A 16,398-nucleotide genomic window follows, 5' to 3' on the forward strand; every position below is an offset into this window, starting at 1 on the left:
ACTCGACCATGATGACCCAGGTCAAGAGGGCATCAGATCCGCAGGTGGCAGCAACAGTCCTGTTGCACTTCTCGGGTAGTGGAGGCAACCGACGAAGTGCTGACGGTCGCCCACGGTGCCCACCCGCGACGACGACGAAGAGGGTGAGCGTCACAGCGCGGCTGATCAGTCAGCCGGGATCTGACGATGAGCGCAGGACCGTGGTGCCGTCGTTCGTGACAGCAGCGGTTTCGTGGCGGCGGCGGTCGTAGAACCACTTGGGTACCGGCGGGCCGTCCCTCCGCAGGAGGTAGGTGGCGTCCTGAAGGCGTCGGCATTCTTCGGCTGGGATGTCTGCCGGCCTGGCCTGGTACGTGGTCCATACGTCGTGAATGTCGTCCTCGACTTGTCGACGCTTGGTGGACTGCTGCCAGTGCTCGCGGGCGAGTTCGATGGTGTCGAGAAGCGCGGCGGCGCTGGGCAGGAAGAGCGCTACGAGGAAGGTGAGCAGCGTCATGTCACGTACCAGGGCGAACATGATGATCGCGACAGCCCAACTACCGCCACCGATCGCCAGGAAGGCGCCATAAGCATGGTGATCCCGACGGCTCCAGACTGCGCTTTGCCGCTGACACAGAAGGACGTCGCCGGGCCAAGGGGTGTCACCCAAGTCGATGCTGTACCAGTCGAGATAGGGGCCGTGCTCACGGATGTGACGAGCAGCCGAGGAGACATCGTCAGGGACGGGCTGTCGGCCGACGAGGGCTTGGTTCCAATTCAGGTGGAAGAGCCTGGTGTCGTACAGCTCCTGGATGTTGGCGGCCCTCAGGGTGGCGCTTCCCTCTATGCCTTTGAGTACGGTCTTCCCGAGTACCAGCCAGGCGGCGACGATCGCCCCGCGGGTGCTCGCCCCCGCCGGGAGGAACACCGCAAGGAGCGGCGCCGTCAGGGCCAGAAGGACGTTGCCCCACGTCCTGATGCGGCGCCACCACATCGCTGTCTTGTAGAAGTGGGAGTAGGCCAGCAGTCTGTTGAGGTGTTCTGGCTGATCTTGGCGTTCCTTGATCCGGGCGGAGGCACCCGGTTGCACAGGAGACTGCTGGCCGGCGGTCATGACTTGGTGAAGAGCGGGCCGAAGAGAAACTGCCACTGCGCCAGCGCGTCGCCGGTACGTCCCACACGTTCGAGCCGAAGTGCCTCGGTGCACGCAGCCTCTGCGGCTCGCAGGGCCGTTTGGGCGGCCTGGAGCTTCTCGGGTTGGCCGTCGAAGATGTCGGAGACGTCCGGGCCCAAGTGGGCCGGGTCCGGCCACCGCTCCGCGACGGCGTTGACGGCAGTGGCGAAGAACTGTCGCAGCTCCCGTGGGTAGGGCCCGACCCACTCGCCCTTGACGAGTTCCAGGGCCATGACCTCGATGAGGAATGACGCTTCGATGGGGTGGCCGTGGTGTCGATTCCAGGTCTTGATCATCTTCACGAGGGGCTTCCACCGCTCGGAGAAGTCCTTGATGAGTTGAACGCCGCGGTAGATGCCTTCTTCGCCCGCTCCGCTTCAGGATCGGCGCGCAGGATCCTAGAGGAAGCCAATGACCCTGAGCTAGAGAAGATGAAGCTGGATCTGCTGCGAATGCTCCGTCACGAGGACATCTACGTGTGGGAGCGCGGGGCCATCGAGGCCTACTACCCCGAATTGCAGACGAACGAATCGAATAACAAGAACGACCGGGCCCGCACGTTCTGCGAGCGGTACACCACCGCGGAAGCCATCCGCGGCCTGCCGATCTTCCAAGACTCCGCCACTTGCGAGTTCGACCTCATCTTCGGGGCATTCTTCGGAGCAGCGTCTCTGGAATCGTCCCCGGTGGAGATCCCCGAGCAGATAGGAGCGGATGGAACGCAGGCTGAGTTCGCGGAAGCATCTGCACTTGAATGACTCAAACGAGTCTCAGCTGCGTGCGCCGTCCTGGAGAAACTCAGTACTCCTCGGCTCTTACCGGTTCGAATGTGCTCGCCGCACCACCATCTTCTACCTTTGCTGCGGGAGTTGGCCCTATCTACACCGGGGCTGTCAGGGACGTCCAGGGGATTTCACCATCAGTCTGCGCCCGCTGTCGAAGGGGCGAGCCTCGGCAGCGCGACGTTGGCGGGCGTGAGGAAGGAGCTGCCACATGCCGGTCAAACCCGTCAACGCCATTGCCGATGCCTATTGAGGGTTGCTTGCCGCCAGGTCGTTGAGCACAGCGTTGACCGTGGACCAGCAGAGGTCAGCGGTGTCGAAGTCTGCGCTGTGTTTGGCCCGCTTTTCCGCGAGGGGATGGACCAGGTTGCGGTAGATCCGCAGCAAGTCCGAGGCCATTTTTGCGTCTTGGTCGATCCACTGGTTGGCGTGGGCGTGCTGAATGAGCTCCTGCAACCGTGTGTCGCGGGCCGGCCGGGTCAACGGCACAGCTGCAGTTCTGACGTCGGCCGCGTGGACGAGGACGCCTTCGAGGAGGCTCCCGAGCATGATGACGGCGGAGGTGTAGGCACCGTGTTCTTGGCAGATGCCGGCTTCGTCGAGGCGTAGTTGAACGGCGCGGGCCAGGTCGGGATCGGAGACGATGTCGGTGATGGCCACCTTCAGCTCTACGCGCTGCGGGCGAGCGGGTTCGTCAGGGTCGTACTCGATGAGGAACGGCTGCCCTTTGCGGTAGTCGATGCGGCGGCCTTCGAAGGCGAGGACTTCCTGGAGGCGTTGGATCACGGCGTCGTAGTCAGCGGGTTGTTGTTGGTATTCCCGTCGGTCGGCCAGGCGCAGGATGACGCGCTCGGTGTCTCCTGCCTGGTCTTCCTGCCGTTCGCACAGGATGGTGTGGACCCAGCCGTGGCGCGGACTGCCGTCGTGGTCGGGGACGTCTTCCCAGCCGGCCCTGCGAAGGAAGGGAGCAAGTTCCCATCCGGCTCGGCGTTTCATGCCCGGCTCGTCACCGCAGACCATAGCGGCGAGTTCTTCGAGGGTGCTCTCGTCGTAGCTGTCCATGTCAGTTTTCCTCGCTGTCTTCGTCCGGCTCGCCGTCGTAGGGGTCCGCGTCTTCATCGGGTTCGGCCTCGGCCAGGCCGACCGGAGTCCAGGGCATGTCGGTCAGCGCGTCGTCGATGGATGGCTCGCGGACCGTGCGGGGATGGATGCCCAGCTCGGTCAGGCGTTCCCACAGAGGTTCCAAGGCCTCGTCGGGTGAGAGGGCGAAGGCGCTGCTGCGTATGCGCCAGAACGTCCAGCCGGCGCGGCGAAGCTCCCGCTCGCGCTCTGCGTCGTCGTGGATCTGCTGCGGAGTGGAGTGGTGAGGGCTTCCGTCGCACTCCACTGCGAGGCGTCCGTGGCCTCCGGTGACTACGAGGTCGATGCGCTTTCCGTTGACTTGCCACTGGGGCACCACGTCGTAGCCGCGTTCCTTGATGCGCAGGAAGACACGCTGTTCGAAGAGCGAGTCGAAGGGCGCGCAGTGTCGGTCTGCGCTGACGTGGGCGGGCTGGTGGGGGTGTGTGTAGGGCGGGGGCGGGCTCACCATGTAGGTGAGCAGGGAGCGCCTCAGGTCTTTGCTGCTGAGCTGGTCGATGGTCAGGGAATGGAAGAGCCACATCTGGTCGCGGGCCCGGCTGGCGGCCACGTTGAAGCGTCGTTCATGGTTGCGGCCGGTCGCGGCGATGACGTTGGCTCCGTCGACGACCATCGACAGGAGGATGACGTCGCGCTGGTCTCCCTGGAACTGTTCGGGTGTGCCGACCAGGATGCTGTGGCGTTCGCGGGCCGATATATCGATGCGCTGGTCGACGAGGTCCTGTACCAGTCGTGTCTGGTCGCCGTGGCGCAGGATGATCACGCCGATACTGCGGTCTGCGTAGGCAGAGTCCTGGGTGAGGCGGTGCAGTTCGTTGACGACGGCCTCCGCCTCCGGCCGGTTGATGAGTTTGTCCCGGCGGCCCTCGCAGTGCCCTTCGGGCACGTGGACGACCTTCAGCGGCGGGAGGCGGTCGGAGCCGTGCTGGCGCAGCAGGACCAGCTGGTTGTCGGGATAGAACTGCATGGAGGACCATTTGATGATCTCCGGCATGCACCGGAAGTGCTCGGTGAGACGGATCTTTTCGGTGAAGCGGGACTGCAGTAGTTCGTACAGGTTGGACTTGGGGTCGAAGCCTTCGCGCTGCCAGGGTTCGAGGCCGGCCATGCGCTCGTCGAAGATCTGGGTGATCCGGTCGTGCTTGCTGCCGCTGTAGAACGGGGCGCACTGCCGGTCGTCGCCGACGACGATGATGCGGGGTGCGAGCCAGAGCAACAGCAGGCCGTCCAGGCCCACTTGGCTTGCTTCATCGACGATGACGACGTCGAAGGAGTCCGGTTCGGGGCTGATCGTTTCCGCTACCTGATTCAGCGGCATGATCCACGCCGGCACCGCTCCTTGCGCTGTCTGCATGGCTGAGCGCGCGTGACGCTGGTGGCGTTTGCCGTATTCGGTGGTTCCCTGGCCTGCGTTGGCCACGGCGCTGGCGTAGGCGGCCAGGGCCTGTTTGTGCTTGGTGGTCATGCGGCTGACGCAATGGAGTGCTGCGCGGTCGCAGACCAGCTGTTCCACCAGGTCGTGCAGCCGGGCTTGAATCTGGACCAGTTCGCCTTCGAGCTGCTCTTCGCGTCCTGGGAGCAGGTGGGTGTCGAGGAAGTCCTGCGCCTGCCGCCATGCCCAGGCCTGGGGCAGCACGGCGAACCGAGAGTGCCAGTGCGGGGCGAGGGGATCGCCGGCGAAGTCCTTGGTGAGTTCGGGGTGGGCCTCGGCAAGGCACTGGAAGAGTTTCCCGGTCTCGCGCCGGTCTGCCTCACGCTGGTATGCCGCGGCCAGTGCATCCACCGCCTGCGCGTAGGCCTGCGCATCACGGGCCGCTACGGCATCCGCCGCGCGCTGCAACTCTTCGACGCCATGCGGGTGGGGCGGCGGAAGGCTCTTGAGGAGTTCTTCGAGGCGTTGTGTCGCGGTCCTGATGTGCAGGAGTTGGCGGGCCTGGGCCGTGGCCTGACGGATGTCGCCCCATTGCTCGGCGGTGGTGACCGGTGTCTGGATTCCGTCGGCCAGCAGGGTTGCGTGGACCTGGCGGATGACCTCCACGCAGGTGTCGATAGCTTGCAGGATGACGGCCCTGTCCAGAAGTTCGGACGTCATCAGTTCGGTGGTGTCCTGGTCGACGGCGGATCCGACGCCGGTCCACCGGCCGCGCAGGGTGCGGGCGTGGGCGCGCATCTCCAGTTGCCGTACGACCGCGGTGATGTGTTCTCGGCCGGCGGGCGCCATGCCTTCTACCCGGCACTGTTCGAGGAGGAATCGGGCTTGCTTGACGACGGCCGGCCGGGGCCATCGCGTGTTCAGTTTTCCGGTGCGCAGGACGTGCTGCTCCAGATTGCGTCCCGCGATCAAGAGCTCCTTCTCGTCGCTTTCGGAGAGGCGGGGGATCTCCACTTCCAGGAACGAGGCGGCGGCTATCTCGTCGTGGGTCTGCTGTGCACGCTGTGCGGCGTTTCGGATGCTGTCCCACAGTTGCTGCCATCGCTGGGCGATGCCGTCCTGCAGCGCGCGCGTGGACCAGGTATCCGCCTGCCAGGAGACAGGGTCCGCGGACAGCCCTACCCTCTGCAGGGCCTGCTGGGCTCGGTCGAGGAGGCCTTCCAGCACGGTGAGCCGCGCGTCACCGTGGTCCGCCAGTTCCTGCGCCAGCGGTGTGACCGGCTCGCGGCCGACGGATTCCTCGGCCGCTTCAAGTTCCGTGATGCGGCGGGAAACCTCCGTCGGGTCCGGCAGCGTGGCCGGGTCCGGGCAGTACTGAATGCGGGCGTCGAGGATTCCGGGACCGTGCTGGGTGACGAGCAGCCACAGTCGCTCAGCTTCGTCCGTAGTCAGCGGCGGGGCCTGCGGGGCCTGGACATCCAGGGGCGGCAGCCACTGATATTCGGCTGCGCCGTGCTCCACGGCCTGCACGATGTCGTCGAGCCGCCCGCGGTAGCCCGGCGCGACCTCGGGGTGCTCGTACCACTCGACCTCGCGTACCTGACGCAGGCGGTCTTGGAGTCTGGCCTGCTCCGCCATGAGCTGGTGCCGCTGCGTCTGCTGGTCGTCAATGCGCTGTTGGAGCCGATCGAGGTTCGTTGTCGCGTTCAGGTGGGCCAAGGCTCCCAGCGACTCGCTCAGATCGGAGCTCCCGCCCTGCCACTGATCGCCTTGGATCACGCACATGCTGCGCAGCTTGGACGGCAGCTGGTCGCGCAGCACGTTCAGAGCCTGGCTCTTCGCACTGGTGACCAGGACTCTCTTGCCGTCCGCGAGGAGTGCGGCGATCAGATTGCTGATGGTGTGCGTCTTTCCGGTGCCCGGCGGGCCCTGGACCACCACACTGGTGTCGCGCTGCAGCCGGTCCAGGACATCGCGCTGGGCAGCGTTGGTGACCATCGGGAACAGCGGATCCGGTCCCAATGCCGGCGGCACGGAGCCACTCCTGCTCCCCCAGGCCGTCCGGTGCTCCGGTTCAAGGTCATACAGCAGTTGCGCCAGTCCCAAAGGCGCCTGTGCTCCAGGACGTTTCAGCGCCCGGGCGATGCTCTCGTAGAAGCCGAGGACGGAGCGCTGGCTGTGTTCGCGCAGGATGAGCGCGGGCGCGAGATGCAGTGACCGCGACTGGGGTTCAGCGGTGAGATCGGGGTGCTGGCCGGTTGTTGGGTCGAACGGGAGTACGTGGTCGACTCCGAAAGCCCGCTGCGCCCACGAGCGCACGGCCTGTGCCGCCCGGTCCGACAGCGGGTGGAAGGGCACGTCCTCGACAGCGGAGCGTACAACCCCCAGCAGCTCCGACGTATAGCCGTCGGACTCGCTGAGGAAGTCGGTGTCCTCCAGACGCCCGGGGTGCTCCGGCACCAGCGAAACGGTCACGTTGATCGATGCCGGTTCAACGGTGAGGGTCACCGGCGTTGTCACGATGTGCCGACGGACCCGGGCCGAGGGACGAGCGGCTCCGAGTTGCAAGAGACCTACGGCCAGGACTACTTCGAAAGTGTCACTGTCCTGCTCGATCTTCTTGGCCATCCGGTACAGCTGCCGGTGCAGTCGCCGCTGCGGTTCGGCCGCCAGCTCTTCCTGCGACCATCGCATCCACTTGCCGGCCCACGTCTCGTACGCCTTGCGTTCTTCAGAGCTGCCGCTCTCCAGTGCCGGCTGGTTCTCCTCCGCATCTGCCTGGTCGTCGGCCATTTGACGGTCATTCGGGGTGTTGTCGATCAGGCCGGGAGGTTGCGGTCCAGCAGTGGCGGCGGCATCGGCGGACACCCTGCCGTGCAGGATCGCAGGCAGCCTCGGTGCTTCTTGGGGCGGACGGTGCTTGACCACCATGATGCGAGGGTCGGCGTCCGCAGCACGGCGCACGGTCCCATCGGGGGCGCCCGCGAGCCACACCGTCTCCGGGTACTTGGCACAGTCGCGGATGGTCTTGGAGATGGCGCCCCGCACCAGCTCTTGTAGGCAGTCGATCAAGACGCGAGTGTCACGGACGGCTTTGGGATCACTGCCATCACGTACTGCCGGGCGGGCCATCACATCCCCCAAACGCGTGCCACCGTGGCAAGCCTTTCAGGATCCCCGGCGGCTAGATACGGGGCAATGTGACGGGACTCATGCACAACCATTTCCGGACATGAAGACCCTCCAGTGCGCCATAGCCTCGCCACCCCGGCTGGGCCGTGGCTACTGGGCAACAGCCGCAGCTCGGCGAACTGCGAGACAGCGCAGCCGCAATCTCTCCCCAATCTCCTGGTACTGCCTTCAAGCAGAGAGAAAAGGCCGATCCTGTCACGGGTCATGTCCCTGCGGGTGGTGTAGCTGGGGATGGTCTCGGTGAGCTGTGCGCCGCATTGAAAGGCCATCGAGCACATCGCGATCACCTCCGGTGCGGTGCCTGCCACCCAGGGCACACCGCTCATGCTGGCCCTGAAGGCGGTGACGCCTCTGCTCAGGTCGCGCCCGCCCGCCTGCACGAGTGCCTCGGTGGCCGGACTCTGATCGTGCGGACTTCGCCACCCCGCTGCTCACGCTTCAGCGCATCCTCGGCACGGCCACCGGACGCAACCTCCGCGAGCGCGCGGCCGGCATCGTCCCCACCCGTGTCACATGCAGCGCCTCACCCCGTGCGCAGAGCAAAGGAGCGGACGCGGGCCTGCTGCATCCCCATGCGCGGACCGCCGCGCGGAGTTGAGTGCTGTGCGGGGCGGGCTCTGGCCAGGTGCCACAGCGGAACGGATACCAGCGCAGCGCAGGTGTTGCGCATCTCGCGTGCACCGCAGCAGCATCGGCGTACGTCCACGGCATGGCCGTCACGCCGGCGATGCCGTGGTGGCCCACCGCGCACGGGGCAGGAATACCGCGCGCCGGCTGCACACCCCCCGCGGAATGAGACGGAGAGGTGGACACCCGGGAATTCATATCCAGGGGATGATTTCTTCCCCCCATCGCGAGTGGACATGATCTCGGCACCGGCGAATCATGGTGTGCGCACCGCCGATGGGCGGATCTCAGTCGACAAAGAGGCAGGCGCCATGGTCGAGGCTGTTTCATTCAGGAACAAGGCAGTAGAGATCGCGGGACACCTCCACCTGCCGGACGATTTCGACGAAGATAAGAAATACCCGGCCCTTGTCGGAATTCATCCGGCCGGCGGTGTAAAGGAACAGACCATCGGCCAGTACGCGAAGCGGCTGGCTTCCGAGGGATTCGTGACCGTGGTCTACGACTCCTCCTATCAGGGAGAGAGCGGCGGCGAACCGCGCCTTCTGGAAGACCCGACGACCAGGGTGGAGGACGCCCGCTGCGCGGCGGACTTCCTCACCACTCTCCCGTACGTGGACACCGAGCGGATGGGCGTCTTCGGCATCTGCGCCGGTGGCGGTTACGCGATCAGCGTGGCGCAGACCGAACGCCGTTTCAAGGCGGTCGCCACCGTCAGCGCGGCTCCGATGGGCGAAGGTTCCAGGGCCTTCCTGGGTCATACGTCTCCCGTGTCCGAGCAGATCAGGAACCTGGAGATGGCCGCTCAGCAGCGCACAGCGGAGGCGAGGGGAGCGGAGCCCGTCTACGTCCCGTTCGTCCCGGAAACGCTGGAGGAGATCGACGACAACACGCCGGACCTCCTCCGCGAGGGATACGACTACTACCGGACTCCGCGTGGTCAGCATCCCCGTTCCAAGGGCCGCTTTCTGCTGACCAGCATGGACAAGATGTACGCGTTCTCGACGTTCGATCAAATCCCGGAACTGCTGACCCAGCCGCTGCTCCTCATCGCGGGGAGCAAAGCGGACACAAAAGTGTTCAGCGACCAGGCTTACGAGCTTTCCAAGGGCCCGAAGGAACTGTTCGTCGTCGACGGGGCGACTCACATCGCCATGTACGACGTTCCCGAGTACATGGATCAGGCGCTCACCAAGATGGTGAAGTTCTTCGCCGTCCTTCAGTAGAAGGCCCCCAGGGCAAACGCCCGGAGAGCCTAGCCCGCCGTAGAAATCATTCGAGGAGCACCATCACCATGTCCCATCCCGGCCGCCCCACCGTCGCCATCGCCTTTCATTCGGGCTACGGCCACACGGCCGTCATCGCCGAAGCCGTGGCGCGTGGTGCGGCGGGAGCGGGCGTTGAGGTCGTCTCGATCTCCGTCGACACCGTTACGGACGAGCAGTGGGCACAGCTGGACGCCGCTGACGCGATCGTCTTCGGCGCCCCCACCTACATGGGTACGGCCTCCGCGGCCTTCCACACGTTCGCCGAGGCCAGCAGCAAGCGCTGGTTCTCCCAGTCCTGGGTGGACAAGCTCGCCGCGGGTTTCACCAACTCCGGTGCCAAGAACGGCGACAAGTCGTCCACCCTGGGCTACTTCGCCACGATGGCCGCCCAGCACGGCATGCACTGGATCAGCCTGGGCCTGCAGCCGGGCTGGGACTCCACCACGGGCAGCGAGGACGACATCAACCGGCTGGGCTATTTCCTGGGCGCCGGCGCCCAGAGCCCGACCGACGCCGGCCCGGAGGCGGTCCACAAGTCGGACATCGCCACCGCGGAGCACCTGGGTGCGCGCGTCGCCCGTCAGGCCGCGATCTTCCGCGCCGGGCGGACCGCCCTCGCCGCCTGATCCCAGAGCCCTTTCTCCGCTCCATCCACTACCCACCCCCCGCAAGGAGTACGTTATGTCCGATTCCCCGAGCCTCGCCCTCATCCGCCGGCTGTACGAATCCGGAATGTCCCCGGAAGTGACCGCCGAGGTCATGGCGCCGGACCTCGTGTGGGACATCACCCCCGGCTTCCCGAACAGCGGTGTCTACCACGGCTGGGACGACGCGGCGAAGAACTTCTTCGGCCGGACGATGCCGAACTACGACTCCTTCGGCGCGGTACCCGAGGAGTTCTACGCGGACGATGAAGGCCATGTCTTCGTGTTCGGCCACTACCACGCCGAGACGAAGACCGGGAACAAGGCCGACGTCCGGTTCATCCACCTGTGGACCGTCCGTGACGGCAAGGCCGTGAGCATGCGGCAGGCCGCCGACAGCCACATCCTCCAGGAAGCCCTCAAGGGCTGACATCCTCACCAGGAGACGACAACCATGGCGAAGATCCTCTTCGTGATCACCGCGTCCGACCACTGGACGCTGGCCGACGGCACCCGCCAGCCGGCCGGCTTCTGGGCCGAGGAAGCGATCGGCCCCTACCAGGTCTTCAAGGAGGCCGGATACGAGATCGCGGCGGCGACGCCCGGCGGTGTACCGCCGACCGCGGACGCGCTCAGCCTCACCGCCGAGTTCAACGGCGGCGAGGAAGGCGCCGAGCACATGCGGGCCGCACTGCGGGAGGCGACCGAGCTGGCGCACCCGATGCGCATCGAGGACGTGAACATCGCCGACTACGTGGCCGTGTTCTATCCCGGTGGCTGGGGCCCGATGGAGGACCTGCCCGACGACGCCGCCTCCGGCAAGCTGCTCACCGAGTGGCTCGCCTCGGGCAAGCCGGTGTCCCTGGTGTGCCACGGCCCCGCGGCACTGCTGGCGACGATCGGCCCGGACGGGACCTCCCCGTTCCACGGTTACCGCCTGACCGGCCTGTCCAACGCCGAGGAGAAGCTGAACGGTCTCGCGGACCGCGCGAAGTGGCTGCTGCAGGACCGCCTCGTGGGCGAACTCGGGGCGGACTACCGCGAGGCCGACCCGTTCACCCCGCACGTCCAGGTCGACCGCACCCTCTACACCGGCCAGAACCCGGTCTCGGCCGTCGCCCTCGCCCAGGAGCTGGTCAAGGCACTGAGCTGACACCTCGAGAAGCTCCAGCCGGTGGCCCGTGGCGTGCTCACGCCACGGGCCACCGGTCCTGCTGCGGGCTGTATCGCAATGGAGGAGATCGTGCCCACTGGCCGATCAGCCAGGGGACGGATCCGTCCCCCTCCAAAGATGCGGCGTTTATGCCAAGCTGAAGGTCATGAACCGCAACCCGCATCTGAACGAGCTGGGTGAGTTCCTCAAGGCTCGTCGCGCCGAGCTCACCCCCTCCGAGGTCGGCCTCCGCGGCGGGCAACGGAGGCGCGTGAAGGGTCTGCGCCGCGAGGAGGTGGCGCTCCTCGCCGCGATCAGCACCGAGTACTACACCCGGATCGAGCAGGGCCGGCTCCAGGCGTCAGCTCCCCTCCTCGACGAGATTGCCCAGGTGCTCCGTCTGAACGACGCCCAGCGCACTTATCTCTTCGACCTCGCGGCTAAGGAGCGAGTGCGCCCGGCCGCGTACCGCGAGCGCCAGCAGGTGGACCCACAGCTGCAGCGCATGCTGGACGACCTCAGCGCCTCCCCGGCCTTCGTCATCGGCCGGTGCACCGACATCCTGGGCTGGAACCGCCTCGCCGCCGCCCTGTGGACCGATTTCGGGCGCTACCCCGAGCAGGAGCGGGTGTTCGTGCGGCTGCTGTTCACCGAACCCTGGATGCGTGAGCTGTACGTCGACTGGGAGGAGGTCACCCGGCTGGCCATCGCCCAGCTGCGCATGGAGAGCGCGCGCTATCCCGACGACCAGCCTCTCACCGCACTGGTCGAGGAACTCTCCGCCCGTGACCCACAGTTCCGGCAGTGGTGGACCGAACACGACGTCGCGATGCGGGGCAACGGCGTCAAAAAGCTGCGTCACCCGGTGGTGGGCGAGCTGACGCTCGACTGGAACACGCTCACCTGCGGCACGGACCCCGACCAGCACATCATCGTGTGGAACGCGGAACCCGGCACCCCCTCCCACGACGGGCTACGCCTGCTCGCTTCCTGGACCGCCGACCAGAAACCGTCGGCGTCCGACGCGGCTACCTGAGCCTTCTCTCACGCGTGCCCACAAGGGCTGACCGGCGGTGCGGTGTCACACATGAGGGGGATACATACACCCCCCTATAGCCGTATCCCGGCCAAGAAACCTTCCCCTTTTCCGGGCGTACGCGAGCCGGAAAGGTCGGACACCTCAACGACCGAATGTCAGACAACGAGGTGCTTCGCATGAAGGCTGTAGGTTTCACGGAATTCGGTGGGCCGGAGGTGCTTCAGGTTCTGGAGCTGCCCGCTCCCGAGGCCGGTCCGGGCGAGGTGCGCATCCGGGTGCACGCCGCGACCGTCAACGCGGTCGACGCCCTCCAGCGCAGCGGACCCGCCCGGTCTCCGGACGCCCGGCCGCCGTTCGTGCCCGGCATGGAGGCCGCCGGTGTCGTGGACCAGATCGGCGCGGGCACGGACACGGACCTCAGCGTCGGTGACCAGGTGATGGCGCTCGTGCTCGCTGGCGGTGCCCGCGGCGCCTACTCCGAGCAGATCCTCGTCCCGGCGGAGTCGGTGGTGCGCGCACCCCACGGCGTGAGCGACGCACAGGCCGCGTCGCTGCCGATGAACGGTCTGACCGCGCGCCTGGCCCTGGACACCCTCGGCCTGGAGGCCGGGCAGACCGTCGCCGTCACCGGAGCGGCCGGTGGGGTGGGCGGCTATGCCGTACAACTGGCCAAGGCGGACGGGCTGCGGGTGGTGGCCGACGCCTCGGAGCAGGACGAAACCCTGATCAAGGAACTCGGCGCCGACATCGTCCTGCGTCGCGGCGCCGAGTACCCGGACCGGGTACGCGCAGAGGTCCCGGAGGGCGTCGACGGACTCCTCGACGCCGCGTCGCTCGGCGCTCTCACCGCCCGAGCGGTGCGTGACGGCGGCCGGGTGGTGACACTGCGCGGCTACGACGGTCCCGGTGAACGCGGCATCGTCTACGAGCCGATCGTCGTGTTCCGCTATGCCCGCGAGCACGCCAAGCTCGACCGGCTGCGGCAGCAGGCGGAGGACGGGGTGGCGTCCCGCCACGTGGTGTACCGGATCAAGGCGCCGGAATCCGCAGGTCATCGCCGCATCGGCGCGGCTCGGGATCGCGCACGGCGCTGACGGCAGGTCAGCCGCTTCGCTGCCCGGGAGCCGTGTCCCAGGGGATGTACGACGCGTGGCTTACCGGAACGCGTCGAGCAAGGTCGCTTACACCACGAAGCGGGACACGACCGAGGACGGCCGGATCACCCTTCGGGTCGCCAGGACGTTCCCGGCGGAACAGGCCGCCGAGGCACACCGGCTCCTCGCCGCAGGCGGAGTGCGCGGCCGACTCGCCCTGACCTTCTGACGCGGGGCACGTGCGGGCGCGGAGACCGCTGCCCTCAACGTCACGCGTGTGTGGCCGGACGTCGTACGACGTCCGGCCACCCGCACTACGCGGCGAACGCGTTCACACCCGTCAGCTCCGCAGACAGCTCCCACAGGCGCGCCGCCTGCCCGGGGTCGGTCGCCCAGTCCCTCACACCGCGCATCTCGCCGTCGGCGGGAGCGGGCTCGGCCACGTCACAGTCCTCGAGGTAGAGACCGCCCAGGCCCGCCAGCTGGGGGGAATTCGCGGCCCACACCTGCGTGGCCGCGCCTTGCTGCGGGGTCTTGAAGAAATCCGGGTCGCGCAGGTTGCCGTCCTCGTCGAACCAGCCGAACTCCACCTTCTCCTCCTCGGGCACGTGCCGCAGGAGCGGTGTGATGATGACGCCGGGATGCACGGCGAAGGCGCGGACGCCGAAGTCCTTGGCGAGCCTGTCCAGGTGCACCGCGAAAAGGGCGTTCGCCGTCTTCGCCTGCCCGTACGCCTGCCACTTGTCGTAGCCCCGCTCCCACTGGACGTCGTCCCAATGGATGCCGGACATGTGATGGCCGCCGGAGGAGACGGAGACGACCCGTGCGCCGCCGGGTTCGAGCGCCGGCCACAGACGGTTGACGAGGGCGAAGTGACCGAGGTGGTTGATCGCGAACTGCGCCTCCCAGCCGGGCCCGACCCGGGTTTCGGGGCATGCCATGATCCCGGCGCTGTCGATGACGAAGTCGACACTCCTGCTGGAGGCGAGGAACCGCTCCGCGAATCCGCGCACACTCTCCAGGTCGCCGAGATCCAGCTCGTCCACCTCGACGCCGAGGACTCCGTCGAGCGCATCCCGGGCGTCCGCGGGCCTCCGAGCGGGGACGACGACGTGGGCGCCGGCCCGGGTGAGCGCACGGGTGGTCTCCAGGCCGATGCCCGAGTATCCGCCGGTGACGATCGCGAGCTTGCCGCTCAGGTCGATGCCCTGGAGGACGTCGGCGGCGGTGCTCCTGGCGTCGAACCCGGAGCCGATCTTGTGCTGTGCGGTGGTCATGCGCGATATCTCCTTACTGGAACAGCAGTAGAAAGGTTGGCGTTCGAGGGAGGGCGCTCAATCGCTTCCTGCGGAGAGGAGCGGTCCGCGGCGGCCGAGGACCCACACGAGGAGTGCGACGCAGGCGAGACCGGCGCCGGTCAGCGCGACGGCCGTCCAGCCGCCGACGGACCACAGGACGGAGGCGGCGGCGGAGCCTGCCGCACCGCCGAGGAAGTTGCAGGTGACGAAGGCCGTGTTGAGACGGCTGCGGGCTCCCGGCGCGAGCGCGAACAGCCGTGTCTGGTTGAGGATGTTCACGCCCTGTACGGCGATGTCGAGCAGCACGACGGCCACGACGATCCCCACGACGGAACGCTCGGCGAGGGCCGCGACGACGAACGAGACCACGACCGCCGCCCACCCCCACCCGGTCGCCGGCATGGACCTGCCCCGGTCATGGAGTCGCCCGGCACGCCGGGCGGCCAGCGCCCCGGCCAGCCCGAGGAGGCCGAACAGACCGATCACGGAGACCGAGTAGGAGAACGGCTCCGCGCCGAGCAGGAAGGTCAGCCCGGTCCAGAACAGGGTGAAGACGCCGAAGGCGGTGGCACCGAGGAACAGCGTCCAGCGCACCGCGCGCTCCTGCCGGATCACCTGCCACACCGAGAGCAACAGCCGTGGGTACGGCAGGTGGACCTTCGGGGCGACCGGAGGGATCGTGCGGCTGAGGAGCAACGCGAAGGCGAGCGAGACCGTGGCGGCGACGAAGTAGATGGCGCGCCATCCGGCCGCGTCCGCGAGGAGTCCGCTGATGGTGCGGGAGGTGAGGATGCCGATGAGCAGCCCGGAGACCACCGTCCCCACCACGCGCCCGCGGTTGGTGTCGTCGCTGAGGTCACCGGCGAGCGGGGTGAGCAACTGGCCGCTGACGGTCGTGAACCCGAGGAGGGTGGTCGCCACCAGGAGCGCGCCCAGGGAAGGAGCTATGGCGCAGGCGATGAGCGCGAGGGCCGCGCAGAGCATCATTCCGGGGATGAACCGGCGCCGGTCGAGGACATCGCCGAGCGGGACCAGCAGCAGTGCTCCGGTCGCGTAGCCGATCTGGGTGGCTGTCACGAGCCAGCCTGCCGACGCGGTCGAGGCGTGCAGGTCACTGCCGATGAAGCCGAGCAGCGGCTGTGCCCAGTAGAGGTTGGCGACAGCGGTGCCACCGGCGACTGCGAACAGCAGAGTCAGGCCGCGGCTCATCCTGTTCCCGTCCGCTGTGGCGGGGACGCTCGCGGTGGGCGGCGTGGGGGTGTCCGGAGTGGCCATGGTCGGGTGTCCAGGTGAGTACGGGCCGGTCGGCGGTCTCGCCGCGAGGTGAAGTGGGCCTGTCCGACGGGGTGGTGGCAGAAATCCTTGAGACCTTCCGCGCGATGCCGGGATACGCCTGTTCCGGTGGCCGCCGGCGGTCGTCGGTGGCCGGGCGGTCGGCTTCCGTCGGCCCCCAACTGCCGACGTCGTAGCGGTAGGGCGCACCGTGCAGGTCGAGGACGGGCTCGACGAGACGCATCACTGCAGCAAGTGCGTCTCCGCAGTTGTGAGTCGGACAGTAAATTTCCCAGTGTCGAGGAAAAACCAAAAGGGACTCATTTCATCCCCGGGATGAATTACCCAGGGGATGCATTCCTCC

14 protein-coding genes are annotated in these 16,398 nt (G+C 67.3%); 8 read left to right on the forward strand and 6 right to left on the reverse strand.

What is annotated here, in order from left to right; genetic code table 11:
• Positions 1-169: 169 nt before the first annotated feature.
• On the reverse strand, positions 170-1,093 hold the full coding sequence (locus AQJ54_RS40630; RefSeq protein WP_159055642.1) for an S-4TM family putative pore-forming effector: 924 nt from the start codon (positions 1,091-1,093) through the stop codon (positions 170-172).
• On the reverse strand, positions 1,090-1,386 hold the full coding sequence (locus tag AQJ54_RS40635) for a hypothetical protein (protein ID WP_159055643.1): 297 nt from the start codon (positions 1,384-1,386) through the stop codon (positions 1,090-1,092). Before AQJ54_RS40635 ends, AQJ54_RS40630 begins: the two co-directional genes overlap by 4 nt.
• A 30-nt stretch (positions 1,387-1,416) precedes the next feature.
• On the opposite strand from AQJ54_RS40635, the gene AQJ54_RS40640 reads away from it, so the two are divergent.
• Entirely contained in the window at positions 1,417-1,911 is a 495-nt protein-coding gene (locus AQJ54_RS40640; protein WP_159055644.1) for a hypothetical protein, read from the forward strand.
• A gap of 270 nt (positions 1,912-2,181) precedes the next feature.
• Here AQJ54_RS40640 and AQJ54_RS40645 read toward each other — a convergent pair whose 3' ends face one another.
• Entirely contained in the window at positions 2,182-2,997 is an 816-nt protein-coding gene (locus AQJ54_RS40645; RefSeq protein ID WP_062246382.1) for a hypothetical protein, read from the reverse strand.
• A 1-nt stretch (position 2,998) separates the two neighbouring features.
• Complete coding sequence (locus AQJ54_RS40650; protein ID WP_248845569.1) at positions 2,999-7,519, reverse strand: AAA domain-containing protein; 4,521 nt, start codon at positions 7,517-7,519, stop codon at positions 2,999-3,001.
• A gap of 1,010 nt (positions 7,520-8,529) precedes the next feature.
• On the opposite strand from AQJ54_RS40650, the gene AQJ54_RS40660 reads away from it, so the two are divergent.
• The 7 genes from AQJ54_RS40660 (at position 8,530) to AQJ54_RS45435 (ending at position 13,693) form a co-directional block, all read left to right on the forward strand.
• A complete protein-coding gene (locus tag AQJ54_RS40660; protein WP_211278646.1) occupies positions 8,530-9,492 on the forward strand; it encodes an alpha/beta hydrolase in 963 nt (320 codons plus the stop codon).
• Between the two features lie 68 nt (positions 9,493-9,560).
• Complete coding sequence (locus tag AQJ54_RS40665) at positions 9,561-10,160, forward strand: flavodoxin family protein (protein ID WP_062246388.1); 600 nt, start codon at positions 9,561-9,563, stop codon at positions 10,158-10,160.
• A 55-nt stretch (positions 10,161-10,215) separates the two neighbouring features.
• Positions 10,216-10,608, forward strand: a complete 393-nt coding sequence (locus tag AQJ54_RS40670; protein WP_062246390.1) for a nuclear transport factor 2 family protein — start codon at positions 10,216-10,218, stop codon at positions 10,606-10,608.
• A gap of 24 nt (positions 10,609-10,632) precedes the next feature.
• Positions 10,633-11,331, forward strand: coding sequence for a type 1 glutamine amidotransferase domain-containing protein (locus tag AQJ54_RS40675; protein ID WP_062246392.1), 699 nt, complete (start codon positions 10,633-10,635; stop codon positions 11,329-11,331).
• 166 nt (positions 11,332-11,497) lie between these two features.
• Positions 11,498-12,367, forward strand: a complete 870-nt coding sequence (locus AQJ54_RS40680) for a helix-turn-helix domain-containing protein (RefSeq protein WP_062246394.1) — start codon at positions 11,498-11,500, stop codon at positions 12,365-12,367.
• 179 nt (positions 12,368-12,546) lie between these two features.
• The gene (locus AQJ54_RS40685) at positions 12,547-13,464 is read left to right on the forward strand and encodes an NADP-dependent oxidoreductase (RefSeq protein ID WP_062246396.1); all 918 of its coding nucleotides are present in this window, start codon (positions 12,547-12,549) and stop codon (positions 13,462-13,464) included.
• Between the two features lie 55 nt (positions 13,465-13,519).
• Complete coding sequence (locus AQJ54_RS45435; protein WP_248845570.1) at positions 13,520-13,693, forward strand: zinc-binding dehydrogenase; 174 nt, start codon at positions 13,520-13,522, stop codon at positions 13,691-13,693.
• An 85-nt stretch (positions 13,694-13,778) separates the two neighbouring features.
• Here the strand turns inward: AQJ54_RS45435 and AQJ54_RS40690 are convergent, their stop codons facing one another.
• Both AQJ54_RS40690 and AQJ54_RS40695 read right to left on the reverse strand, forming a co-directional pair.
• Positions 13,779-14,741 (reverse strand): SDR family NAD(P)-dependent oxidoreductase, encoded by a 963-nt coding sequence (locus AQJ54_RS40690; protein ID WP_062246398.1) that lies wholly within the window; start codon positions 14,739-14,741, stop codon positions 13,779-13,781.
• Positions 14,742-14,798: 57 nt separating this feature from the next.
• Positions 14,799-16,037, reverse strand: a complete 1,239-nt coding sequence (locus AQJ54_RS40695; protein WP_107121255.1) for an MFS transporter — start codon at positions 16,035-16,037, stop codon at positions 14,799-14,801.
• Positions 16,038-16,398 lie beyond the last annotated feature (361 nt).

Source organism: Streptomyces griseorubiginosus (assembly GCF_001514195.1).
Taxonomy (GTDB): domain Bacteria; phylum Actinomycetota; class Actinomycetes; order Streptomycetales; family Streptomycetaceae; genus Streptomyces; species Streptomyces griseorubiginosus.